Source organism: Pantoea sp. SGAir0430, from assembly GCF_043549295.1.
Map to the genome: position 1 here is coordinate 1,085,498 of NZ_CP039427.1, position 24,346 is coordinate 1,109,843.

General features: G+C 58.4%; 20 protein-coding genes. 9 read left to right on the top strand and 11 right to left on the bottom strand.

The features are described from left to right. Positions 1-142: 142 nt before the first annotated feature. The gene (locus E7738_RS05225; RefSeq protein WP_058769769.1) at positions 143-1,057 is read left to right on the top strand and encodes a LysR family transcriptional regulator; all 915 of its coding nucleotides are present in this window, start codon (positions 143-145) and stop codon (positions 1,055-1,057) included. Here the strand turns inward: E7738_RS05225 and E7738_RS05230 are convergent. Next, entirely contained in the window at positions 1,047-2,642 is a 1,596-nt protein-coding gene (locus tag E7738_RS05230; RefSeq protein WP_058769768.1) for an ABC transporter substrate-binding protein, read from the bottom strand. The genes E7738_RS05225 and E7738_RS05230 overlap by 11 nt on opposite strands. Before the next feature lie 114 nt (positions 2,643-2,756). Between E7738_RS05230 and pepT the strand changes: the two genes are divergently transcribed. Continuing rightward, a complete protein-coding gene (pepT, locus tag E7738_RS05235; protein WP_058780594.1) occupies positions 2,757-3,983 on the top strand; it encodes a peptidase T in 1,227 nt (408 codons plus the stop codon). 63 nt (positions 3,984-4,046) lie between these two features. Here the strand turns inward: pepT and E7738_RS05240 are convergent, their stop codons facing one another. Further along, positions 4,047-4,826: a transporter substrate-binding domain-containing protein gene (locus E7738_RS05240; protein WP_021506096.1), complete on the bottom strand. Its 780-nt coding sequence runs from the start codon at positions 4,824-4,826 to the stop codon at positions 4,047-4,049. Between the two features lie 13 nt (positions 4,827-4,839). Next, positions 4,840-6,006: a methionine aminotransferase gene (locus E7738_RS05245; RefSeq protein WP_309787472.1), complete on the bottom strand. Its 1,167-nt coding sequence runs from the start codon at positions 6,004-6,006 to the stop codon at positions 4,840-4,842. Between the two features lie 125 nt (positions 6,007-6,131). Between E7738_RS05245 and E7738_RS05250 the strand changes: the two genes are divergently transcribed. After that, complete coding sequence (locus tag E7738_RS05250; protein ID WP_394516175.1) at positions 6,132-7,013, top strand: LysR substrate-binding domain-containing protein; 882 nt, start codon at positions 6,132-6,134, stop codon at positions 7,011-7,013. On the opposite strand, the gene E7738_RS05255 is transcribed toward E7738_RS05250, so the two are convergent. After that, positions 6,971-8,647: a methyl-accepting chemotaxis protein gene (locus E7738_RS05255; RefSeq protein WP_394516176.1), complete on the bottom strand. Its 1,677-nt coding sequence runs from the start codon at positions 8,645-8,647 to the stop codon at positions 6,971-6,973. The two genes, E7738_RS05250 and E7738_RS05255, sit on opposite strands and share 43 nt — an antisense overlap. Positions 8,648-8,859: 212 nt before the next feature. Further along, on the bottom strand, positions 8,860-10,383 hold the full coding sequence (locus tag E7738_RS05260) for a carboxylesterase/lipase family protein (RefSeq protein WP_211724462.1): 1,524 nt from the start codon (positions 10,381-10,383) through the stop codon (positions 8,860-8,862). A gap of 191 nt (positions 10,384-10,574) precedes the next feature. Between E7738_RS05260 and E7738_RS05265 the strand changes: the two genes are divergently transcribed. Beyond that, positions 10,575-11,009 (top strand): DoxX family protein, encoded by a 435-nt coding sequence (locus tag E7738_RS05265; RefSeq protein ID WP_058769762.1) that lies wholly within the window; start codon positions 10,575-10,577, stop codon positions 11,007-11,009. A 68-nt stretch (positions 11,010-11,077) separates the two neighbouring features. On the opposite strand, the gene E7738_RS05270 is transcribed toward E7738_RS05265, so the two are convergent. After that, entirely contained in the window at positions 11,078-12,418 is a 1,341-nt protein-coding gene (locus E7738_RS05270) for a 2-oxoadipate dioxygenase/decarboxylase HglS (RefSeq protein WP_125308767.1), read from the bottom strand. 88 nt (positions 12,419-12,506) lie between these two features. Continuing rightward, positions 12,507-13,841: an MFS transporter gene (locus E7738_RS05275; protein ID WP_058758506.1), complete on the bottom strand. Its 1,335-nt coding sequence runs from the start codon at positions 13,839-13,841 to the stop codon at positions 12,507-12,509. 323 nt (positions 13,842-14,164) lie between these two features. On the opposite strand from E7738_RS05275, the gene E7738_RS05280 reads away from it, so the two are divergent. After that, entirely contained in the window at positions 14,165-15,085 is a 921-nt protein-coding gene (locus tag E7738_RS05280) for a LysR substrate-binding domain-containing protein (protein ID WP_021506104.1), read from the top strand. Here the strand turns inward: E7738_RS05280 and smrA are convergent. Continuing rightward, complete coding sequence (gene smrA, locus E7738_RS05285; RefSeq protein WP_021506105.1) at positions 15,082-15,648, bottom strand: DNA endonuclease SmrA; 567 nt, start codon at positions 15,646-15,648, stop codon at positions 15,082-15,084. The genes E7738_RS05280 and smrA overlap by 4 nt on opposite strands. 297 nt (positions 15,649-15,945) lie before the next feature. Between smrA and E7738_RS05290 the strand changes: the two genes are divergently transcribed. Beyond that, complete coding sequence (locus E7738_RS05290) at positions 15,946-16,698, top strand: FNR family transcription factor (RefSeq protein WP_031279133.1); 753 nt, start codon at positions 15,946-15,948, stop codon at positions 16,696-16,698. A 119-nt stretch (positions 16,699-16,817) separates the two neighbouring features. Beyond that, positions 16,818-17,774, top strand: a complete 957-nt coding sequence (gene uspE / locus E7738_RS05295) for a universal stress protein UspE (protein ID WP_215800133.1) — start codon at positions 16,818-16,820, stop codon at positions 17,772-17,774. A 76-nt stretch (positions 17,775-17,850) separates the two neighbouring features. Here the strand turns inward: uspE and pntB are convergent, their stop codons facing one another. Together pntB and pntA are read right to left on the bottom strand one after the other, a co-directional pair. Then, complete coding sequence (pntB, locus tag E7738_RS05300) at positions 17,851-19,242, bottom strand: Re/Si-specific NAD(P)(+) transhydrogenase subunit beta (protein WP_394516177.1); 1,392 nt, start codon at positions 19,240-19,242, stop codon at positions 17,851-17,853. A gap of 11 nt (positions 19,243-19,253) precedes the next feature. After that, positions 19,254-20,786 (bottom strand): Re/Si-specific NAD(P)(+) transhydrogenase subunit alpha, encoded by a 1,533-nt coding sequence (pntA, locus tag E7738_RS05305; protein WP_058774716.1) that lies wholly within the window; start codon positions 20,784-20,786, stop codon positions 19,254-19,256. Positions 20,787-21,324: 538 nt separating this feature from the next. Here pntA and ydgH point away from each other — a divergent pair. Together ydgH and E7738_RS05315 are read left to right on the top strand one after the other, a co-directional pair. After that, positions 21,325-22,281, top strand: a complete 957-nt coding sequence (gene ydgH / locus E7738_RS05310; protein WP_021506110.1) for a DUF1471 family protein YdgH — start codon at positions 21,325-21,327, stop codon at positions 22,279-22,281. A gap of 206 nt (positions 22,282-22,487) precedes the next feature. Then, positions 22,488-23,879 carry a basic amino acid/polyamine antiporter gene (locus tag E7738_RS05315; RefSeq protein WP_021506111.1) on the top strand — a complete coding sequence of 464 codons (1,392 nt, stop codon included), beginning with the start codon at positions 22,488-22,490 and terminating at the stop codon, positions 23,877-23,879. Here E7738_RS05315 and E7738_RS05320 read toward each other — a convergent pair whose 3' ends face one another. Continuing rightward, complete coding sequence (locus tag E7738_RS05320; RefSeq protein ID WP_021506112.1) at positions 23,880-24,293, bottom strand: hypothetical protein; 414 nt, start codon at positions 24,291-24,293, stop codon at positions 23,880-23,882. Positions 24,294-24,346 lie beyond the last annotated feature (53 nt).

A 24,346-nucleotide genomic window follows, 5' to 3' on the forward strand; every position in this document is an offset into this window, starting at 1 on the left:
CCCTGCCTGTTATAGGTCTGCTGTTTTTTCATCTTTGCGGAAAGGCAGCTTTGCCACAATTATCAATTTATCGAGTAAGATTTGCCTTTAAAGCAAAGCTGCGTTGCCCGATTTCGAGGCAGGCACAGACGGAGGCCATGGCATGTTAAGCACGGAAATGCGTTATTTTCTCGCGGTAGCCGATTGCGGTTCGCTCAGCGCGGCCAGCGCCCAGCTGTTTGTGGCGGTCTCTGCCATTAGCCGCCAGATTCAGCGGCTGGAGCAGCAGCTGGGCGTGACGCTGTTTGCCCGTCATGCGCGCGGCATGGTGCTGACCGAGGCCGGCGAGATTTTTGCCCATCACGTGCGCAAAAATCTGCTGGATATGGAGTATGCGCTGGCGGAGATCAAAGGCCTGAAGGCGGTGCGGCGCACGCTGATTCGTGTCGCCTGTACCGACGGGCTGGCGTTTACCCTGCTGCCCCGGCTGATTGCCGCCTTTCGCCGCGATCATCCCGGCGTGCTGTTTGACGTTCGGGTGGCGAGCGCGCAGGGCGTGGCTGAACTGCTGCGCAGCGGCGAGTGCGACGTGGCATTGCAGTTTAGCCTGCACGCGGAACGTGCGGTTGAGGTGGTGGGCTCATGGCCGGCGCCGGTGCTGCTGGTGATGCATGAAAGCCATCCGCTGGCGGGCGTGCCGCAGGTGGCGCTGGCCGATCTCAGCCACTATCCGCTGGCGCTACCGCAGCAAAACACCACGGTACGCCAGCTGTTTGAGCTGGCCAGCCACATGAGTGGCCATCTGATCGAACCGGTACTGACCTGCGACAACTTCTCCACCCTGTTCCATTTTTTACTGCGCACGCCGCTGGCGGTGACCATTTGCAGCAGTTTTACCCTGGCGGAGGAAGCGCAGCAGCAGGGTCTGGTGATGCGCGCGGTCAATATCGATCAGCTAAGCCAGCGTACGCTGCAGCTGCAGACGCAGTCAGGGCGACCCCGCAGCGCCGCCCTGACTCTGTTTCTGACCTTTCTGCAACAGCAGCTCAGCGCGCTGTCCGCTGCGATTAAGGCGTGATATCCACCGGATAGAAGATGTGCTTGCCGAACGGATCCACCTGGTAGCCGCTGACCGATTTACGCACCGGCTCGAAAATCGTTGAGTGCGCAATCATTACCGCCGGCATCTGGTCATGCATCATCTGCTGCGCCTCGCGGTATAACGCCACGCGCTTGTCATGATTTTGTTCGGCGCGCGCCTCGGTGATGATTTTCTCAAACGGCGCATAGCACCATTTGGACGAGTTGGAGCCGCCGTTCGCCGAGGTGCAGCTGTACAATGGCCCGAAGAAGTTATCCGGATCGCCGGTGGCGGTGGTCCAGCCCATCAGCGCCGCCTGATGCTCGCCGCCCTTGACGCGCTTCAGGTATTCGCCCCACTCATAGCTGACGATGTTGGCTTTGATGCCCACTTTTGCCCAGTCGGCCTGAATCATCTCAGCCATGCGGCGGGCGTTGGGGTTATACGGCCGCTGGACCGGCATCGCCCACAGCGAAATTTCGGTGCCCGGCTGAATGCCGGCCTGCTGCAGCAGCGCTTTGGCCTGTTGCGGATCGTAGGCGTAATCCTGCAGATCTTTATCAGCACTCCACACATCCGGCGGTAGAATATTTTTCGCCACCGTGCCGGTACCTTTGAAGATGGCATCAATGATCGCTTGCTTATTGATGGCCATCGCCAGCGCCTGGCGCACTTTCACGTTATCCAGCGGGGCTTTGGTGGTGTTGAACGACAGGAAACCGGTGTTGAGGCCAGATTTCTGTTCCAGCGTGATGTTCGGGTTGTGGCGCATGTTGTCGAGATCGGCCGGATTAGGGAACGGCATCACCTGGCACTCGTTTTTCTCCAGTTTGGCATAGCGCACCGAGGCGTCCGGGGTGATGGAAAACACCAGCCGATCGATTTTAGCCTTGCCCTGCCAGTACTGCGGGAAGGCTTTGTAGAGAATGCGGGAATCTTTTTGATACTGCACCAGCTCAAACGGTCCGGTGCCAATCGGCTGCATGTCCACTTTTTCCGGCGTACCGGCTTTCAGCATCTGGTCGGCATATTCCGCCGAGTGAATCGAGGCGAAATACCACGCCAGATCGGCGAGAAACGGCGCTTCGGCATGGGCCAGCGTAATCCGCACTGTCAGATCATCCACCTTATCGATACGGGTGATCAGTTTTGCCAGCTCGAGGCTTTCAAAGTTGGCATAGTTACCGCCCGAAACGGTGTGATACGGGTTTTTCGTATCGAGCTGGCGCATAAACGAGAAGATCACGTCGTCAGCGTTGAGATCGCGCGACGGCGTAAACTGTTTATTGCTCTGGAACTTAACCCCTTTGCGCAGATGGAAGGTATACACCTTGCCGTCCGGGCTGATCTCCCAGCGCTCCGCCAGGCTGGGCACCAGCTCGGTGGTGCCCGGTTTGAAATCCACCAGGCGGTTAAAAATCGGCACGGCGCTGGCGTCCACGCTGGTACCGGAGGTGTAGAGCTGCGGGTTGAAGTTCTCCGGCGAGCCTTCAGAACAGTAAACCAGCGTCTTCGCCGAGACGCCGCCTGCAACCGCTAACCCCAGTGCGCTAAGCGCCAGTTTTCCTATCATCTTTTTCATCGTCTTCTCGCTTTTTATTGACTTCCATGAGCCAGCATCGGTATTTATTTCATAAATAACATGATTTAGCCGTCTGGCGTATCTCCAGTGGCGCAAAGCTAATAAGGAATTGTGATGACAGACCAACTTGCCCGTCAGCTGACCCAGCGTTTTTACCGTTATCTGGCGGTCTCCAGCCAGAGCGATGCCAAATCCAGCACGCTGCCCAGTACGCCGTCGCAACACGCCATGGCGGAACTGCTGGCGCAGGAGCTGCGCGATCTCGGTCTGCAGGATGTGGTGATTGATCAGCATGCCACCGTGACCGCCGTGAAACCGGGCAACCGGCCTGGCGCGCCGCGCGTAGGCTTTATCACCCATATTGATACCGTGGATGTCGGGCTATCCCCGGATATCCATCCGCAAACCCTGCGCTTTGAGGGCGCGGATCTGTGTCTGAATGCGCAGCAGGACATCTGGCTGCGGGTGGCGGAGCATCCGGAAATCCTGCCGTATGTCGGTCAGGAGATTGTGTTCAGCGACGGCACCAGCGTGCTGGGGGCCGACAACAAAGCGGCAGTCAGCGTGGTGATGACGCTGGTGGAGAACCTGCGTGGCGAGCACGGTGATGTGGTGGTGGCGTTTGTGCCGGATGAAGAGATCGGCCTGCGCGGCGCCAAGGCGCTGGACCTGGAGACGCGCTTTAACGTCGATTTCGCCTGGACCATTGACTGCTGCGAGCTGGGCGAAGTGGTGTATGAGTGCTTCAACGGCGCCTCCGCTGAAATTACCTTCACCGGCGTGCCGGCGCATCCCATGTCGGGCAAAGGCGTGCTGGTGAATCCCCTGCTGATGGCGCACGACTTCATCGCCCGCTTCGACCGGCTTGCCACGCCCGAGCATACCGCCGGGCGCGAAGGCTATATCTGGTTCAATGATATGCAGGCCAATGCCAGCCAGGCGGTATTGAAAGCGTCGATTCGCGATTTCGATTTAAAGGGTTTTGATGCGAAGAAGCAGCAGCTGGTGGAAGTCGCCGATCAGATCGCCGCGCACTATCCGACTGGTCACGTCGCGCTGAAGATCAATGATATCTATAGCAACATCAGTAACGCGATAGGTGAGGACCGGCGGGCAATCGATCTGATTTTTGCTGCGCTGCAGCAGGTGGGCGTGGAACCTAAAGTGATTCCGATGCGCGGCGGCACCGATGGGTCTGCGCTGTCGGCCAAAGGGTTACTGACGCCGAATTTCTTCACCGGCGCGCACAATTTCCATTCGCGTTTTGAATTCCTGCCGATCCCGTCATTTGTGAAGTCGTATCAGGTGGCGGAAGCGCTGTGTTATCTGGCAGCCCGATAAGCGCGGTTGCAGAGAAATGTTGAGACAGCCTGACCGGCGATTGCCGATCAGGCTGACACCCGCTTACTTGCTGACGCTGACGTCAATGCCCGGGAAGAATTTCGCCGCCAGTTTAGTCACGGTGCCGTCGGCCTGGACTTTGGCGATGGCCGCATCCAGTTCCCCTTTCAGCTTGCTATCGCCTTTGCGCAGACCGAAACCAATGCCGGAACCGAGAATGGTGTCGTCTTCCACCGGCTTACCGGCGAAGGCGAAACCTTTGCCCTGCGGCTTATCGAGGAAACCAGACTGACCGGCGGCGGACATCACCAGCGTACCGTCAAGACGGCCAGCGACCATGTCGTTGTACACCTGGTTCTGATCCTGATACGACGTCACCGTCACGCCCTGGGATTCCCAGTGCTTTTTAGCGTAGGTTTCCTGAATCGAGCCCTGCAGCACGCCGATATTTTTTCCTTTCAGCGACGCCGCCGTCGGCTCGAGTTTCTCGCCCTGCTTCACAATCAGCATGGTAGGAATGCGGTAGATCGGGTTGGTGAAGTCGATACTTTTCGCCCGCGCCTCGGTGATGTTCATCGCCGAGTTAATCGCATCGAATTTTTTCGCCTGCAGCGCCGGGATCAGCGCATCAAAGCTGCTCTCAACCCATTTGCAGTCAAAATGGCCGACCTGGCAGATGGCTTTGCCCAGTTCGATGTCAAAACCCTCCAGCTCGCCCTGCGCGTTGCGGCTTTCAAATGGCGGATATTGCGACTCCAGACCGTAGCGCAGGCTCTCCTGCGCCAGCGCCTGCACGGAGGTGATCATGCCCAGTGCGATAAACAGTGCGTTCAGTTTTTTCATTATTTTCCCCTAATTACCCTTTAACCCGGCACAGCGCCTGCGCGCCGGCTTCGAGCGTTGCGTCGTCTTTAGCAAAAGAAAGGCGGATTAATTTATTGTCAGTGCCATCCATATAAAACGCCGACAGCGGAATGGTAGCCACACCGTGATCGACGATGAGACGTTTTACCATTTCACTGTCGCTTTCGTCACTGAAATGTCCGTAGCTGGCCAACATAAAGAACGAACCGGCGCTCGGTAACAGCCTGAACGGTGAATCCTGCAGCAGCGTCTGCAGCCGATCGCGCTTCGCCTGATAAAACGACGACAGCTGCAGGTAGTTTTGCGGGTTCTGCAGATACTGCGCGAAGCCAACCTGCATCGGCGTATCGGCGGCGTACATCATGAACTGATGCACCTTGACGATCTCCGCCATCAGCGCAGCAGGCGCCAGCGCATAGCCGACGCGCCAGCCGGTGACGTGGAAGGTTTTACCGAAGGAGGACACCACCACGCTGCGCTGTGCCAGTTCCGCGTGCGTGGCCATGCCGCAGTGCGTCTGGCCGTCAAACACGATGTGTTCGTAGACTTCATCAGACAACACCACGATGTCGGTATTACGCGTCAGGGCCGCCAGTTGGTCGAGATCGGCGGCATTCAGCACCTGTCCGCTCGGGTTATGGGGTGTATTGATGATAATCATGCGCGTACGCGGGGTGATCGCGGCACGCAGTTCGTCCCAGTCAATCGCAAAATCCGGCACCTGCAGCTTGAGGCCGATCGGCGTCGCGCCCTGTAACCGCACCACCGGCGCGTAGCTGTCAAAGGCTGGCTCAAAGAAGATCACTTCATCACCCGGATGCACCAGCGCCGAAATCGCCATGTAGATGCCCTGACTGGCACTGCCGGTGATCAAGACTTCGCTGGCGGCATCGTACTGCTGGCCATACAGGCGGTACACCTTCTCCGCCAGCGCTTCACGCAGCGCCGGTAAACCGGTCATCGCGGCGTACTGATTATGGCCGTCGCGCATCGCCTGGCTGACCAGCTCAACCAGCTGCGGGTCACACGGGAAATTGGGTGCGCCCTGGGACAGATTAACGGCCTGGTGCTGTGCGGACAGCTGGCCGATCACGCTAAAAATGGTGGTGCCGACGTCCGGCTGTTTGGAGGAGAGCTTTACGCTGCTGTTCAGGGTCATCATTGCTCCACAGGTTGCATAACCACGTATCGGAAGTAGATTTCTATTCAACGGCGCGACGCTTGAGTCGACAAGCGAATTGTTGTCATAATAGCCATGATAAAAAATCATAGCTTGAGGCCGTTATGTCCCGCTCTGCTCTGCCGCTCAACGCCATTCATGCCTTTCTGGTCACTGCCCGTCATCTCAACCTGACGCGCGCCGCCAGCGAACTGTGCATCACTCAGGGCGCGGTGAGCCGCAAAATTGCGGCGCTGGAGAGCTGGCTGGGATTTGCCCTGTTTGAACGCCACGCGCGCGGTCTGCATCTCACCGATCAGGGCGCGGCGCTGCTGCCGGAGCTGCAACAGGGATTCAATCTGCTGATCAATGCCACAGAGAAAGCCAGCCGCAGCAATGCCTCGATTCGGCTTAAAGCCCCGACCTGCGCCATGCGCTGGCTGGTGCCGCGTCTGGTGGCGCTGGAGCAGCAGCGGCCAGACATTCACGTGGCGCTGACCACCACGCTCGATCACGCGTCGCAGCTGGAAAACTTTCATGCGGCAATTGTATTCGGCACGCCGCCTGCCGGTGCCATTCCGCTGTTTGCCGAGCGCCTGACGCCGGTGCTGGCCAGCAGCGTGCCGGCACCGCGCCATGTGAGCGAACTGGCCAAATTCACTTTCCTGCATCCGACCGGCGATACGCGCGACTGGCAGCTGTGGCTGTCCGGCCAGGCGGAGCAGCTGCCGATGGCGCGCAATCAGCACTTCGCCACCATGGATTTGGCGATCAGCGCGGCGATTCAGGGATTTGGCGTGACGGTGGCGGATATTACGCTGGTGGAGAATGATTTGGCGAATGGGCGGTTAATCGCCCCGTTTGCTGCGAGTGTGGCAACCGGGGCGAGCTACAGCCTGTTACAGCGGGCGGAAAAAGATGCGCCACCGTTTTTGCCGCAGCTGGTGGCGTGGTTGTGTCAGCCTCAGAATGAAACCCACTCTTCACTGCTGGCGGGTTTACCCTGAGCGCCTGCGGCGGCAGATAACACCGGCCGGCGCAGCGCAGGCGCAGCAGTGGATACCACGGTCTGCGCGCGCGGCGCGCTGTCAGACAGACGGAACTTCGCCACCGACGCCTGCAGCTCTTCGGTCTGACGCTCCAGCGCGCTGGCCGCCGCCGACACCTGCTCCACCAGCGATGCGTTCTGCTGGGTGACGCTGTCCATTTCGGTGACGGCAGTGCCGACCTGCGAAATCCCTTTGCTCTGCTCTTCCGACGCGGCAGCGATGTGCTTCATGATCTCATTCACATCCTGTACCGACTTCAGAATGTCATGCATGGTGCTGCCAGCGCTGCTGACCAGCTCCGAGCCCTTTTCAACGCGTGACACCGAATCTTCAATCAGCGTGGCGATCTCTTTTGCAGCGCCGGCGCTGCGTTGCGCCAGGTTGCGCACTTCGCTGGCCACCACGGCAAAGCCGCGCCCCTGCTCACCGGCACGCGCCGCTTCGACTGCCGCGTTGAGCGCCAGGATGTTGGTCTGGAAGGCGATGCCGTTGATCACGCTGGTGATTTCGGCAATCTTTTTCGAACTGCCGGAAATGCCCTGCATGGTGGTCACCACTTCGCCAACCAGACGGCCGCCCTGCTGCGCGGTACCGGTGGCGGTCTCCGCCAGCGCGCTGGCCTGACGTGCGTTGTCGGCGTTGAACTTCACCGTGGCAGTCAGTTGCTCCATGCTGGCCGCGGTCTGTTCCAGCGCGGCCGCCTGCTCTTCGGTGCGCGATGAAAGATCGTTATTGCCGGCTGAAATTTCTGCTGCGCCGCGGTAGATGTTCTCCGTGCCGCTGCGGATGGCGCTGACTGCTTCACGCAGGCTGTCCTGCATCGCCCGCAGCAGTGGCACCAGTTTGCCGACGCAGTTGCGGCCAAATTCTTCCACCGGCTGGCTGAGATCGCCCTGCGCAATCACCGTGAAATGGTTACGGATGCGATCCAGCGGTTTCACCAGCATCGTCACCAGGTAACGGTCAGTGAACAGCAGAATCAATAAGCCGAACACCACCGCCGACACAATAATCACTTTGGTCATGCTGGTAAGCGTATCCACGGTCACGCGGGTCTCATCCAGCTTGCTGCTGGCGGCCTGATTAAACGCTTCTGCGCTGGCACCAAACGCCCGGCTCAGCGGCGGCGTGACATTGTTGGCCTGCGCGCGCCATGCATCCAGTGAAGCCTGCTGCGCCAGCGCCACCTGTGGTGCGATCCCCTCATCCAGCAGTTTCTGCCAGCTGCTGATCACATTGTTCACCGTCTCGCTGTCCATCGGACCCGGCGCCATGGCTTTGAACTGGCTTAACTGCTGTTTCATGTTATCCAGTGCCTGCTGCACCGGCGCGAACGCTTCTGCGGTCGGCGCGTTACCGGCGGTGCGGCCTTCCATTACCCGCGACAGACGCGTGACCACGCGGAAATATTGATCGTTGCCTTTGCTGAGCGCCGTCATCTGGTTTACCAGCTGACGATCAATCTCGTTACCCTCGCCGAGCGCATTCAGCGAGTGGACGCTGAACAGCCCTACGCCACACCATAACAGGCAGAAAAGCCCGAGAATGGTCAGCATAACGGCGCGAATCGTGAAGTTTTTTAACATACCCATACATAATCCCCTGGTGTGAACGCTGGCAGCCCGGATAAAACAGGGCTTAGGGTATTTATCGGCAGCGAACCGGGAAAAGATAAATGTTTTGTAAGCTAATTAATTGCAGGATGGGGTGCCGCGCGGGGCGGCTGAGCGGTCGTAAAATCAGGCAGATAGCGGCCAATTTGCCTTAAAAAAACATTGATGTTTTTACATGATTAGCAGGCTTATTAAAGTTTAACGTGGCTGCGCATCATCAGGCGAAACAGACGCAGACGGCCGCGCATAAATCGCGCCTTCAGCACCGATTCCGCTTTACCGTCGTGGCCAAAAGCGAGAGTCAAATCTTCACCTGGCCGCCACACCGGCCAGTCAGGCTCCCCGTCGAGCCGCAGCCGATGGCTGAACTCACTGGCATCCCGCGCAAAGGCCACCCACCAGGCGCTGACGCGGCCGGCAAAGGCGATATCGCTGGCGCTGTAATGCCAGTCACCCGGCGGCGGCAGCGTCGCGAGCGTATTAAAGACATAAGGAATTTCGTTGCCGTGCCAGGTGCCGTGCGGGTAGAGATGACGCGCGTTTTCTGACACATAATCAAACCAGTAACGCCACGCAGGCATGCCGATGCTGTGCTGCGACTGCGCCACCAGCAGCGGCATGACGGTAAACGCCATGTCGCGCGCCACCGCGCGTCCCAGCAGGCTGTCATCATGGATATCGTACAGCCACTTCAGCAGGCGATAACTCAGGCGACTTTTGCTGCGCAGCTGCTGTAACACGCTGCGGGCATCCACGCCGAAGTAGTCCAGCACGCTGGCTTCATCGCTGTTGCTGCCAATCATCAACGGCACGCGATGCTGTTTACCCGCCATAAAGGTGTCGAGCATCGGTCTGGGTAGCACCGCATCGCCGCTGATGGCCACCGGCCCCAGCGCCAGCGGTCGCTCCAGCGGCCAGAAACTGTCGGCCGGCAGTGCGCGCAACTGTTCCGCACTGGCATCCGCGGCCAGATTGAAATGCGCTGCCACCTGCAGGCCTGTTTGCTGCGCCTGCTTATGCGGCACGTCCGGCAGGCTGTAGGCACTTTGCACGATGCCCTTATGAAACAGCCCTTCGGCCAGCGGCGAGCAGCACAGCGACAATACGCTGCGCGCGCCGGACGATTCGCCAAACAGCGTGACGTTATGGCGATCGCCGCCAAACGCCGGGATGTTGCGCTGAATCCACTGCAGCGCGGCAATTTGATCCAGCAGCGCAAAATTATTGACCACCTTGCCCGGTGGATACTGGGCGTCGAGCGCCGGATGCGCGAAAAAGCCGAAATGGCCAAGGCGGTAATTGAGTGTCACCACCACCACGCCCTGCGCTGCCAGCGCTTTGCCGCGATAGGGATCAAGGCTGCCGGCACCAATGCTGAAGCCGCCGCCGTGCAGCCATACCATCACCGGTAACGGCGTAGCGGGTTCGACATCGGGCGTCCAGACATTCAGATAGAGGCAATCTTCGCTGAAGCGGCCCGGATCGCCGCCGCCGGCCGCCACGCAGTAGTCACGATTTTGCCAGCTGGCATCGCCCCATGCGGTGGCATCGCGCAGCGTTTGCCACGGTACCACCGGCTGCGGCGGACGCCAGCGCAGTGCGCCAACCGGCGGCGCTGCATAAGGTATTCCTTTAAAGGTAAACAGTTCATCATCCATCAGGCCTCTGAGTTCACCTTCTGCCGTCATGATCCTCAGACGTCGTTCATTTTTCATTGCGGGTTCCTGGTAAAGCCTGATTCCATTATTTGCAGGCCTCAGTGGAATGTCTATGTTCTGCAAGCATTTGCAGATTAAGCCGAATAAGCGACCGATTCATTGAACAACCTCATCAAATTTTTTGGTTAACTGCAGCGGTGCATTCTGTTTTATGGTTGCAAGTTAACCTGGCGTGACGGAGAGACGCGATGTTTGCTGGCATCAATCAGCTGTTCACCCGGATGAGCGATCACCCGGATTTCGGTAAATTGCTGTTACGCTTAACCTTCGGCGGGCTGTTGCTGTTTCATGGCGAGTTTAAGGCGATTCATGGCGTCGGCTGGATCGCCCATCTGCTCAGCGTCAAAGGCATGCCAGGTTTCATCGCTTACGGTGCTTACATCGGGGAAATTGTGGCACCCATTATGGTCATCGTTGGCCTGCTGACGCGCCCGGCGGCCTTTATCATTGCCGTTAACATGGTAGTCGCAACGCTGCTGGTGAAAATGGGCGCACTCTGGCATCGCACCGATGTCGGCGCCTGGTCGCTGGAAACGGAAGCGCTTTACCTGCTGGGCGCGCTGGCCATCCTGTTCCTGGGTGCCGGAAAATATACGCTGGTGCGCGACGCACGCCTGCAATAATCATTAGAAAGAAAACCAGCCGGCCTGTAAAAGTGATCCTGTCACTTTTCAGGCCGCTTTTTTACGCCCTACTCCTGCACGCCGCAGCGCGCCAGACTGCGCTGTTGAGTCTGCTGATACAGCACCATCTCATCCTGCACGGCGGCACCGAGCGCGGCTTCAAAATCAGCACGACTGGCATTGCCGGCGCTGCGCGCCTGAGTCTGGTTGCCCAGATTAGACTGGAAGATGCCGGCCGCGCTCACCGGCAGAAAATCTTCGTAGACAATCGGTTCCGCCTGTAAACGTCCGGTGGCCAGCAGCTGCGCCACGGTTTCCCCGGCGCGCGGCGGCTGATGCTCGCCCTGCGGCGTCAGACGGTAGCGGAACCACGCCAGCTCCTGCTCGCGCAGCGTCTGTTCATCATCAGGAAAATCACGAAACACCGCGCTGAGGTGCTGCTGATGCTGCTGGTTATCGCTGCCGGTACCGGCCTGCGCCAGCAGCCGGTCGTACAGCGCGCGGCCTTTAGGCGTAAGCGCCGCGCCGCGCTGCTCAATTTCACCAAAGCGCGCGGTATGGGTGCCAGGCGTGCCATCATTAAAATGCACCGCCTCTTCCAGCGCTTTGAAGCTGGTCTGGCGCAGCAGAATCGGCACCGCGCGCGGCGGCGGCCCCTCAATCAGGATTTTCGGTTCGATGCCGCGCGAAGGCATCAGGGCCTGCACGCGATCGATGTCCAGCGTGCGTGGCGTCAGGTGATTGATGTGGCAGCCGCGGAAGCACACGACGTCGGCAATCAGGCGATGCTGCTGGCTCAGCGCGCGGTAGGTGGCGCTGTCTACCGTGGTGTGCGCATGCCAGCGAAAGGTTTCCAGCGCCTCCTGAACAAAGCGGGCGGCATCGGCAGCATTGAGACCGCCCTGCTGCTGATGCTGCGCGATCAGTGCCCGGCAGCCAGGCGTGAAGATGTCGCGCGCCGCCAGAATAGCCGTGGCTTTGTCGCGCAGTGCGGCATCGTCGATCAGCTCCAGCCGCAGCAGCGAGGTGAAAACGCGGAAGGGATTGCGCCGCAGCGCGCTGTCGCTGACCGGGCGAAAAGCAGTAGAGTGCACCGGCACGCCCGCCTGTGACAGATCGTAATAGCCCACCGGCTCCATCCCCATCACGGCAAACATCTGCCGCAGCGTGCTGAGCTCTGCGGCAGTGCCGACGCGAATAGCACCGTGACGCTCCACGCCGAGCCGGCTCAGCTCATCGGCGGCAGCCAGACGGTTTTTCAGCGCCGGCTGCGCTTCTAAGGTGCGTTCGTTAACGGCGGTAACCAGCTGCGTCAGGGTACCATACTGCGGCACCTCCTGCTGGTACATGGCCGACATGGCCTGAGAGAACAGCGTGCGGATGGCATCGCGGGTGAGAAAGTTATCCATGGTCATCACCTTGGGCTAAAGGATTGCTGCTACTGTAGATCAACCCTTTAGCGGCGGGTAACATTTTCGCGGAACTGTGATCGCCCTGTCACTCGGTGGCGCGCGGCTGGTCACCAAAGCGACATTTCAGTACCAGCATCAGCGTGGTTAGCGCCGCCGGCAACGCCAGCAGCAGAAAGATCTGGCTAAACGACCAGCCGAGGGACAGCAGCTCAGCGCCGACGAAGGCGCTGATGATCGCGCCGATGCGGCCGACGCCGTGCATCCAGCTGGAGCCGGTCGCGCGGGCATGGGTGGGATAGTAACTGGCCGAGAGTGCATTCATGCCGGTGTTGGCACCGTTAAAACAGAAGCCGCTGCAGAAGGCGATGGCGCTCATCAACCCGACCTGCGCCGGGGAAAACCCGAGCGCCACGATGGCGATGCCGCCGCAAAAGTAAATGATGGCCAGCGCCAGATTGGCGTTGATGCGGTCCATCAGCCAGCCGGCAAACAGTGAGCCAACGGTGCCGCCCGCCTGATACATGGCGGTGACGATGGCCGCTTCGGTGACAGACATGCCCAGCGTGTTAATCAGCGATGGCAGCCAGCTGCCAATCAGGTAGACCAGAAACAGCCCCATGAAGTAGCCGCCCCACAGCATCAGGCTGCCAAACAGATAGCGGGGTGAGACGACGGTGGCCACTGCACCGTGGCGCGCGGCCAGCGGTTCACTGCTTTGAAAATGGCTGTCAGGCCGGACGCTGCCCGGCAGCATGCGCGCCAGAATGGCGTGAATGCGCGCAGCAGGCGCGCGCTGGCTGATGAGAAAGCGCACCGACTCCGGCAGGCCGCGCAGCAGAAACGGCAGCACCAGCAGCGGCAGCACGCCGCCCATCAGCATCACCGAATGCCAGTCATAGCGCGGCAGCAGCCACGAGGCGGCAAAACCGCCGGAGGCCGCGCCAAAGGTGAAGCCGCAGAACACCACGGTGATAATAAACGAGCGACGCCGCTCGGGCGCGTATTCGGCCACCAGCGTGCCGACGTTGGGCATCGCCGCTCCCAGTCCCAGACCGGTGAGGAAGCGGAACAGCATCATCTGTTCGATGTTTTGCGCCATGGCGGTCGCCAGCGTCCAGAGGCCAAAAAACAGCACGCTGAGCAGAATCATCACGCGGCGGCCGTAGCGATCGGCCAGCGGTCCAGCCACCATGGCACCCAGCGCCAGCCCAATTAGCGCCGCGCTGATCACCATCCCCAACTGATGATTGGTCACGCCCCAGCTGGCTTTCAGCGTCGGCGCGATAAAGCCCATCAGCGCGATATCCATGCCATCCAGCGCCACCACGACAAAGCACAGCGCAATTAAACGCTTCTGCCAGCTGCTTAACGCGCTCTGGTTGATGAGCTGGCGGACGTCAATGGCTTCAGCGCTGGTCACGGTACCACTCCTGCAGGATTATCACGAATAGGTCATCAGTTTTGGTAAAAAAAACGGCGCTTATGATAGCGCATCGTTAACAATAACGGGCAGGATTTTTAAGTGAAATTGAGAATTATTCAACATTTTACCCGCTAACCTACTGATAACGCTGAATGCAGAAACGCGCCCGGACGCCCGGTTATTTATAAAGCCAACCAATACAGCCACTTACTAAAACCTCTCACGCTGACCGTTTTTGTTAATATAATTTTGCAGGTAAGTTAACAGAATCTCGGTCAGCCACTTGCCGCTGACCGCTCTGACTCATTACGCTGGCGTTTATGGACAAAAATCATCTCTTTAATCAGCGCATTCGTCTGCGCCATTTACACACCTTTGTGGCAGTCGCGCAACAGGGCACGCTGGGCCGCGCGGCGGAAACCCTCAATCTGAGTCAGCCGGCGCTGTCTAAGACGCTGAATGAGCTGGAGGAACTGGCGGGCGCCCGTCTGTTTGAGCGCGGTCGTCTCGGTGCTCAGCTGACGACGCTGGGAGAACAGTTTCTGACCCACGCGGTGAAAGTACTGGATGCGCTTAACCACGCCGGACAAAGTTTCAACTCGCCGGTTTCCGGACGCCCGATCGTGATCCGCCTTGGCGCCCTCACCACCGCCGCCATGGGGATGCTGCCGCAGATCCTGGATCGCTTCCATGAACAGCAGCCGAACACCACGGTACAGGTGGCCACGCTGCACAATAATGTGCTGCTGGCTGGCCTGCGCGCCGGGGAGTTTGATATTGGCATTGGCCGTATGGCGGACAGCGAAATGATGACCGGCCTGACCTACGAATTGCTGTTTCTCGAATCGCTCAAGCTGGTGGTGCGACCGGAACACCCGCTTTTAAGTGACAACGTCACACTTTCCCGCGCCATGCAGTGGCCGGTGGTGATATCGCCTGAAGGCACCGCGCCGCGGCGTATTGCCCAGCACATGCTGGATGAACAAGGCTGCTCGCTGCCGGGCAACTGTGTCGAAACCTCGTCCACCTCGCTGGCCCGCCAGCTGGCGCTGCGTTATGACTATGTGTGGTTTGTGCCATCCGGCGCGGTGAAGGAAGATTTAAGTCACAATGCGCTCAGCGCGCTGCCAATCGCATCGCCTGGCCCCGGCGAGCCGGTAGGTATTATTACCCGCAGCGGCCACTCGCTCTCGTTAAGCGCGGAAGTGCTGATGGCCACCATCCGCAAATTTCACAGTTAACGGCTGCGTTTGGCGTGGCGTTCGCGATTGTCGAGGCGCGCGCGATCGGTTTTGCGCAGCCCGACATAGACTGCACCGCTGCCACCGTGCTGCGGTTGCGCGCTGCAGAAGGTCTGAACGTCGTCAAATTGCCGCAGCCAGCGTGCCACGTAGCTGCGGACAATATTGGCGTGCGCTTCATCATCCCGCCCTTTACCATGAATAATCAGCAGATTGCGCAGGCCCTGTTTGCGCGCTTCCAGCATAAAGCTGAACAGCGATTGCCGGCAGGTCTCCACCGGCTGGCGTAACAGATTAAGACTGGCGTCCAGCGTATATTTGCCCAGCCGCAACTTATCGAGCACGCCCTGCTGAATGCCATCGGCTTTATATTCCAGCGGCGTGTCGCGCGGGATAATCTCAAGGAAGCCGCGCGTCAGGAAGTTTTCCGGTGCGTCGTCATGCGGCTGCTGGCGCGGCGCTTTGGTAGACGGCGCGCGCAGCCACTGGGTGTTGGCGCAATCTTTTAACGGGGTTACATCACCCATGGCATCGCGGAAAAGGTCTTCATCATCAAGGTTCATGGTGTTTTCCTCACGCCTGGTGGTGAATCGGGCGCAACATGCCACCCGAAAGCAAAATAGTAGCAAAGGTTATCGGCTATCACATCCGTCACTTTCTGCGCGGGATCAGGTTGTGTCCGGATGTAAATATGGAAAGAAAACGTTCCAGATCAAAAACCGGCTGGTCATTTGCAGACATCAAAGCCGCGAATACCCAGCATTTGTGCGGTTTTGATCATTATTACTGCTCGGATGAGTTCACATGACAAAGAAAAATGTTAAAATTGACGACAGTCAATAATCATCGAGCGTACCTATATGATCCCGGAAAAACGCAGCATTCGACGTATTCAGTCTGGCGGTTGTGCCATCCACTGTCAGGATTGCAGTATCAGCCAGTTGTGTATTCCCTTCACGCTGAACGAACATGAACTGGATCAGCTGGACAATATTATTGAACGCAAAAAGCCGATTCAGAAAGGCCAGACGCTGTTCAAAGCCGGTGATGAACTGAAATCCCTTTATGCTATCCGCTCCGGCACCATTAAAAGTTACACCATTACCGAACAGGGTGATGAACAGATCACCGGTTTCCATCTGGCGGGCGATCTGGTGGGCTTTGACGCTATCGTCAGCGCGCATCATCCGAGCTTCGCTCAGGCGCTGGAAACAGCCATGGTCTGTGAAATCCCGTTTGAAACCCTCGACGATCTGTCCGGTAAAATGCCGGCGCTGCGTCAGCAGATGATGCGTCTGATGAGCGGCGAGATCAAAGGCGATCAGGATATGATCCTGCTGCTGTCGAAAAAGAACGCGGAAGAGCGTCTGGCGGCGTTTATCTGGAACCTGTCGCGTCGCTTCGGCCAGCGCGGTTTCTCACAGCGTGAATTCCGCCTGACCATGACGCGCGGCGACATCGGTAACTATCTGGGACTCACCGTCGAAACCATCAGCCGTCTGCTGGGACGTTTCCAGAAAAGCGGCATGCTGGCGGTGAAAGGCAAATATATCACCATCGAAAACCATGCGCTGCTGGCTGAACTGGCCGGCCAGACCGATCAGGCAGCGTAACCGCCTGCCGGGTCGATAAATGTTATTTTATTGATCCGGCAACAACTTTTCCGCTTCTGCCCTGCGCCATCTTAGGCTATCTTTAATCCAACTTCGCTTTGGTTTGAGGAGAGTGCCTTATGTCCCGGTATCAGCATATTCTGGTGGCGATTGATGCTCAGCAGGACGACCAGCCGGCGCTGCGGCGTGCGGTGTATCTCAATCAACGTATCGGCGGAAAAATCAAAGCCTTCCTGCCTATCTACGACTTCTCCTACGAAATGACCACCCTGCTGTCGCCCGACGAGCGCGTCAACATGCGCAAAGGGGTGATTAGCCAGCGTACCGAATGGATCCGCGAACAGGCGCAGGCCTATCTGGAAGCCGGCGTGGATATCGAGATCAAAGTGGTGTGGCATAACCGGCCGTACGAAGCCATCATTCAGGAAGTGCTGGCGCATCAGCATGATTTGGTCCTGAAGATGGCGCACCAGCACGATCGTCTGGAAGCAGTGATTTTCACACCCACCGACTGGCACCTGCTGCGTAAGTGCCCGTGCCCGGTATGGATGGTAAAAGACCAGCCGTGGCCGGAAGGCGGCAAAGCGGTGGTGGCGGTAAACCTCGCCAGCGAGGAACCGCATCATGATGAGCTTAATCAAAAACTGATCCGCGAGACCACGCGGCTGGCCGAAATGGTGAATCACACCGAGGTGCATCTGGTGGGCGCCTATCCCGTCACGCCGATTAACATTGCCATCGAACTGCCGGATTTTGATCCCAGCGTCTATAACGATGCCATTCGCGGCCAGCATCTGGTGGCGATGAAAGCGCTGCGCCAGAAATTCTCCATCGGCGAGGAGTTTACCCACGTGGCGAAGGGCCTGCCGGAAGAAGTCATCCCGGATATCGCTTCGCATCTCGACGCCGGGATTGTGGTGCTGGGCACCATCGGTCGTACCGGTCTGTCAGCTGCGTTTCTCGGCAATACCGCTGAACAGGTGATCGATCACCTGCGTTGTGATTTGCTGGCGATTAAGCCGGATGATTTCAAATCGCCGATTGACCTCGACGATGAGGAAGATGACGAAGATTAAATTAAACGGGGCGGCCATGATGAGCCGCCCCGGTGGTTCAGGCTTGTCAGGGCGGTGATATCACCGCCCTTTTCTTTTATGACAGCGCGCGCAGAATGCCCTCAACGCTGGCTTTGGCATCGCCAAACAGCATCTGGGTGTTCTCTTTGAAGAACAGCGGGTTCTGCACCCCGGCGTAACCGGTGTTCATTGAGCGTTTGAACACGATAACGTTTTGCGCTTTCCACACTTCCAGCACCGGCATGCCGGCAATCGGGCTGCGCGGATCGTCCTGCGCCGCCGGGTTCACGGTGTCGTTGGCACCGATAACCAGCACGGTGTCGGTATCGCTGAAATCATCGTTGATCTCATCCATCTCCAGCACCACATCGTACGGCACTTTGGCTTCCGCCAGCAGCACGTTCATGTGCCCCGGCAAACGACCGGCGACCGGGTGAATACCGAAACGCACCTTGATACCGCGCGCGCGCAGTTTCTCGGTGATCTCTGCCACCGGATACTGCGCCTGGGCGACCGCCATACCGTAGCCCGGCGTGATGATCACCGAGGTCGAGTTTTTCAGCAGTTCTGCCGTCTCTTCCGCGCTGATTTCACGGTGTTCACCCGCCTCTTCGCCCGCGTCGGCACCGCTCACGTCAGTGCCGAACCCGCCGGCAATCACGCTGATAAAGGAACGGTTCATCGCTTTACACATAATGTACGACAGGATGGCACCGGAGGAGCCCACCAGCGCACCGGTGACGATCAGCAGGTCGTTGCTCAACATAAAGCCCGCCGCCGCCGCCGCCCAGCCCGAATAGGAGTTGAGCATCGAGACCACCACCGGCATATCCGCACCGCCAATCGACGCCACCAGATGCCAGCCGAACACCAGCGCAATCACCGTCATAAGGAGCAGCGCAACGACCTGTGCAGCGGTGCTGTCGGTACGCACAAACCACAGCATCAGCAGGAATGAGACCACCAGCGCCGCCAGGTTCATTTTATGGCGATGCGGCAGCATCAGCGCTTTTGAGGAGATCTTGCCGCGCAGTTTGCCAAATGCCACCACCGAGCCGGTGAAGGTCACCGCACCGATAAAGATGCCGAGGAACACTTCGGTCAGATGGATATTTTCCATCACTGCCGACAGTCCTGGCGCGTGGTCAAGGTAGCTGTTGAACCCGACCAGCACCGCCGCCAGACCGACAAAGCTGTGCAAAATCGCCACCAGCTCCGGCATTTCGGTCATTTCGACTTTCTTCGCCAGACGCACGCCAATCGCACCGCCGATCACCATCGCCAGCAGAATCCACGCCACGTTGCCGCTGTGCGGACCAAAAATGGTGGCGAGCAGCGCCAGCGCCATGCCGCTGATACCAAAGATATTGCCCTGCTTTGAGGTCTCATGCTTCGAGAGCCCGGCCAGGCTGAAAATAAACAGAATTGCGGCAACAATGTATGCTGCAGTCACTAATCCGCCAGACATGTTGTTACCCCTTAATTCTTACGAAACATTTTCAGCATGCGCTGGGTGACGGTGAAACCACCGAAGATATTGATGCTGGCAATCAGGACGGCGATAAACGCCAGGAAGGTGACCCAGCCGCCATGGCCCATCTGCAGCACCGCGCCCACCACAATAATGCCGGAGATGGCGTTGGTGACGGACATTAACGGTGTATGCAGCGCGTGACTGACGTTCCACACCACGTAATACCCGACGACGCAGGCAAGCGCGAACACGGTAAAGTGCGACAGGAATTCCGCTGGCGCGACGTTGGCCAGGCAGCCGAACAGCACTACCGCGAGCGCCAGCAGCAGATACTTGCGCCACGGCGCAGCGGGCTTCTCTGCCGCTTTCACCTGCGGCTGTGCGGCAGGTTTTGCGGCCTGTGGCGCAGCAGAGACCTGAATTGGTGGCGCAGGCCAGGTCACTTCGCCGTCACGAATTACCGTGACGCCGCGCACCACGACATCGTCAAAATCAACCACGATCTCGCCGTTTTTCTCTTTACACAGCAGCTTCAGCAGGTTCACCAGGTTGGTGCCGTACAGCTGCGAGGACTGCGTTGGCAGCCGGCTCGGCAGATCGGTATAGCCGATGATTTTGACGCCGTTGTCGCTCAGCGTGACGCGGTCGGCGACGGTCAGATCGCAGTTACCGCCGGTGGCTGCCGCGAGATCAACAATCACGCTGCCCGGCTTCATGCTGGCCACCATCTCTGCGGTGATCAGCTTCGGTGCCGGTTTGCCCGGGATTAGCGCGGTGGTGACGATAATGTCCACTTCCTGCGCCTGCGCCGCGAACAGCGCCATCTCCGCCTTGATAAAGGCCTCGGACATCACTTTGGCGTAACCGTCGCCGCTGCCCGCTTCCTCTTCAAAGTCGAGTTCAAGGAACTCGGCGCCCATACTTTGCACCTGCTCCTTCACTTCCGGACGGGTATCGAAGGCGCGCACGATGGCACCGAGGCTGCCCGCCGCGCCAATCGCCGCCAGACCGGCCACGCCAGCCCCGATGACCATCACTTTTGCCGGTGGCACTTTACCGGCGGCGGTGATTTGCCCGGTGAAGAAGCGGCCAAACTCATGGGCTGCTTCGACAATGGCCCGGTAACCGGCGATGTTCGCCATCGAGCTGAGCGCATCGAGCGACTGCGCGCGCGAAATACGCGGTACGGAATCCATCGCCATCACGGTGATATTGCGTGCGGCTAATTTCTCCAGCAGCGCCGGGTTCTGCGCTGGCCAGATAAAGCTCACCAGCGTGCTGCCCGCGCGCATCAGGGCGATCTCGCTGTCGTCTGGCGCGTTCACCTTCAGCACGATGTCGGACTGCCAGACATCCTGCGGATGACTGATGCTGGCACCGGCGGCGATAAAACTGTCATCATCAAAGCTGGCGCGCAACCCGGCGCCCTGCTCAACGGTGACGCTGAATCCCAGCTTGATGAGCTGCTCAACGGTCTTTGGCGTCGCTGCGACGCGGGACTCATTGGCTAACCGCTCTTTGGGTATCCCAATTAACATACTGTTTCCTTTCCATGATTAAAGGATGAGGTTCTGTAAGGGGCACATGCTTAAAAGCCGAAACGCTGTTTCAGCTTTTTATTAGCGAAATGCACTATGTAACAAAGTCTTTATAACCTACTGAAAATGCCCAGGACGATCTAGCGCCATAACGCACACTTATGACATTCACACAGATATTCAGATGCCAGCGATGAATACCGCGGGATGCCACCAGGTTTGCGGCATTATGGAAAATAATCTGCTGTGCCTAATCGTGTCATGACGAATTAACTGTTTTTAAAAACCTATATTTAACAATGCGTTAACTATTATGGTACTAAGCGATACCGGTTAAAGCGGTAAGCTGACCAAAAAAAAGCCATAACAGCGAAAGATGACAGGCAGATGAATAAAATGCTGGGATTGTCAATGTTATGCGCATAAATTGGCTGAGACAGGCCGATTATTACATGCAATAATCAGCGGCTAATCTGTTATACATCAAGAGTCCAGCACGTTTTCGTACTCAATTTGCGTAAGGCGAAGGATCATTTTTATGAAGCTGAAGAACACCATTCTGGCGTCAACCCTGTTATCACTGCTGGCAGCCAATGCGTTTGCTGCCAAAGAGTTAACGCCAGAACAAGCGGCCGCGTTAAAACCATTCGAACGCATCAATATTAGCGGCCGTTTTAATGCAATTGGCGATGCAACAGACGCCGTGTCTAAAGCCGCCGACGCCAAAGGCGCGGACTCTTTCTACGTGCAGGGCATCAACGACAGCAACGGTAACGGTGGCAACTGGCGCGTTACCGCCGATCTGTACAAAGCCAATGCAGCGAAAGTGGAACAAAGCACGCAATACCGGATGTTCAACGGCGTGAAAGAGCTGCCGAAGGCCGAAGCGTATCGCCTTGAGCCGTTTGACACCGTCTCCGTCAGCGGCTTCTTCTCCAGCCAGCCGGACGTGAACGAAGCTATCGCCAAAGCGGCAAAAAACAAAGGCGCGGCCTCCTTCTTTATTGTGCGTCAGGTGGATGCTAACAACGGTGGCAACCAGTACGTGACCGCCTACGTGTATAAAGCCGATGCCAAAGCGCGCGTGGTACAGGATACGTCTGACTCCATTCCGGCTGATTCAGAAGCCGGTAAAGCAGCCCTGGCTGCGGGCGGCGCAGCGGCGAAGAAAGTGGCGATCCCTGGCGTTGCTTCCTCAGATACGCCAAGCACCAGCGTGGGTCGTTTCTTTGAAACCCAAAGCTCTACCGGTCAGCGTTATACGGTGACGCAGCCGGATGGCCGCAGCGTGCAGGAAGTCAATGCGATCACGGCCGCACAGATGCAGCCGTTTGACACCATCTCCTTCTCCGATCACTTCGGCACGCCAACCGAGATCTCAGAAGCCGTGGGCAAACGCGCCATCGCCAAAGGCGCGAAGTACTATCACATTACGCGCCAGTGGCAGAACCAGAGCGGCGGCAACCTGACCGTCACTGCTGACCTGTTTAAATAATCCCCGCGCAGGGCGGCGCCCGTCGCCCTGCCGTTTGCATAATCCGTGTGCAAATCTGCATAGTCTTGCATTGCCTTCACCGTTCGCTCTCCGTAAAATCTGCCGCCTGTTTTCAGGGTATTCCGTTTTAAACGGGACTGATTGCCACGTTACACTCTGGCTGAACAACTACTACCCAGCACACTCTGCTGCTCAGGAATGGCGTTTTGGATAAAAAATTAGGTCTTAGCGCGCTCACTGCGCTGGTGCTCAGCTCGATGCTCGGCGCGGGCGTCTTTAGCCTGCCACAAAATATGGCGGCGGTTGCCGGTCCGGCGGCGCTGCTGATCGGCTGGCTGATCACCGGTGTCGGTATCCTCTTTCTGTCGCTGGCCATGTTGCTGCTGACGCGCCTGCGGCCGGAACTGGATGGCGGCATCTTCACCTACGCGCGCGCCGGCTTCGGCGAGCTGACCGGCTTCTGCTCGGCATGGGGCTACTGGCTGTGCGCGGTAATTGCTAACGTCTCGTATCTGGTGATTGTGTTTTCAGCGCTGAGCTTCTTTACCGATACGCCGGATCGCATCGTGTTTGGCGATGGCAACACCTGGCAGGCGATGCTCGGCGCTTCCGTGCTGCTGTGGCTGGTGCACTGGCTGGTGCTGCGCGGCGTCCAGACCGCAGCCAGTATCAACCTGCTGGCGACGCTGGGCAAACTGGTGCCGCTGTTGCTGTTCGTGGTGCTGGCGCTGCTGGCGTTTAATTACGATCGCTTCCGTTTTGACTTTGACGGCGCGGCGCTCGGCCAGCCGCTGTGGCAGCAGGTTAAACAGACCATGCTGATCACTCTGTGGGTATTTATTGGCGTGGAAGGCGCGGTGGTGGTCTCTGCCCGCGCGCGCCACAAGAAAGATGTCGGGCGCGCCACGCTGCTGGCGGTGCTGGCCGCGCTGCTGGTCTATCTGCTGGTGACGTTGCTGTCGCTTGGCGTGGTGCCGCGTGCGGAACTGGCGCAGATGCGCAATCCGTCGATGGCCGGTCTGATGGAACGCCTGCTGGGTCACTGGGGCGATGCGGTGATTGCGGTTGGCCTGATTATCTCGGTGTGCGGCGCCTATCTCAGCTGGACCATTATGGCGGCGGAAGTCCCATTCCTCGCCGCGCAGCAGGGCGCGTTTCCGCGCAGCATTGCCCGGCAGAACCGCCATAACGCGCCGGCGGCGTCGCTGTGGCTGACTAACGGCAGCGTGCAGGTGTGCCTGATTCTGATTGCGGTTACCGGCGCGGATTACAACACGCTGCTGACTATCGCCTCAGAAATGATCCTCGTGCCCTATCTGCTGGTCGGTCTGTATCTGGTCAAAGTGGTACGCGGTCAGCACAAACCGCTGGCCCTGTTGACCGGTCTCGGTGCCAGCGCCTATGGACTCTGGCTGCTCTACGCCTCGGGGCCGCTGCATCTGCTGTTGTCAGTGGTGCTTTACGCGCCGGGTCTGCTGCTGTTCCTGTATGCACGACGCGGCGGCCGCGGCGATCAACCGCTGTTTGCGCTGGAGCGCATCGCCATCGTGCTATTAATTGCCGCCTCACTGCCCGCGCTGTGGCAGCTGACGCGCTAATCAGTGTGGTTGTAAAGGAATGGAAACGCACAGCAGATCGTTCTGCTGTGTCAGATTGAGCGGCTTGCGGTATTCCAGATGGATGGCGTCAAGCTGCTCAGCGGACAGCGGATAAGGCAGCTGGATATCGAAGCGGCTGATGTGCTGCTGTTCGGCCAGAGTGATCAGTCGGGCGATGTTAATTTCGTCGCTGACCTGGGTTGAAATGATTTGTAATGCTAATTCTTTCAGATGGTCGTCGCTGGCCTGTAAACTGTGCCCGGACTTGCGCGTCACCATGCCAAAAATTGGCATCACGCCGTAAATGGCATCGACAAAGCTCCAGCGTTTTTTGCAGGAAGCGGAAAGGAAGTCACTGTAGTTGAAGCAGATGCGGTCACTGTATCCGGCTGAAGCCAGCTCTTTATCAGACACCCTCGCACTCCTCCTGTTTTCAGTACGATTCCGAACCTTGCGCCAGAACGCGC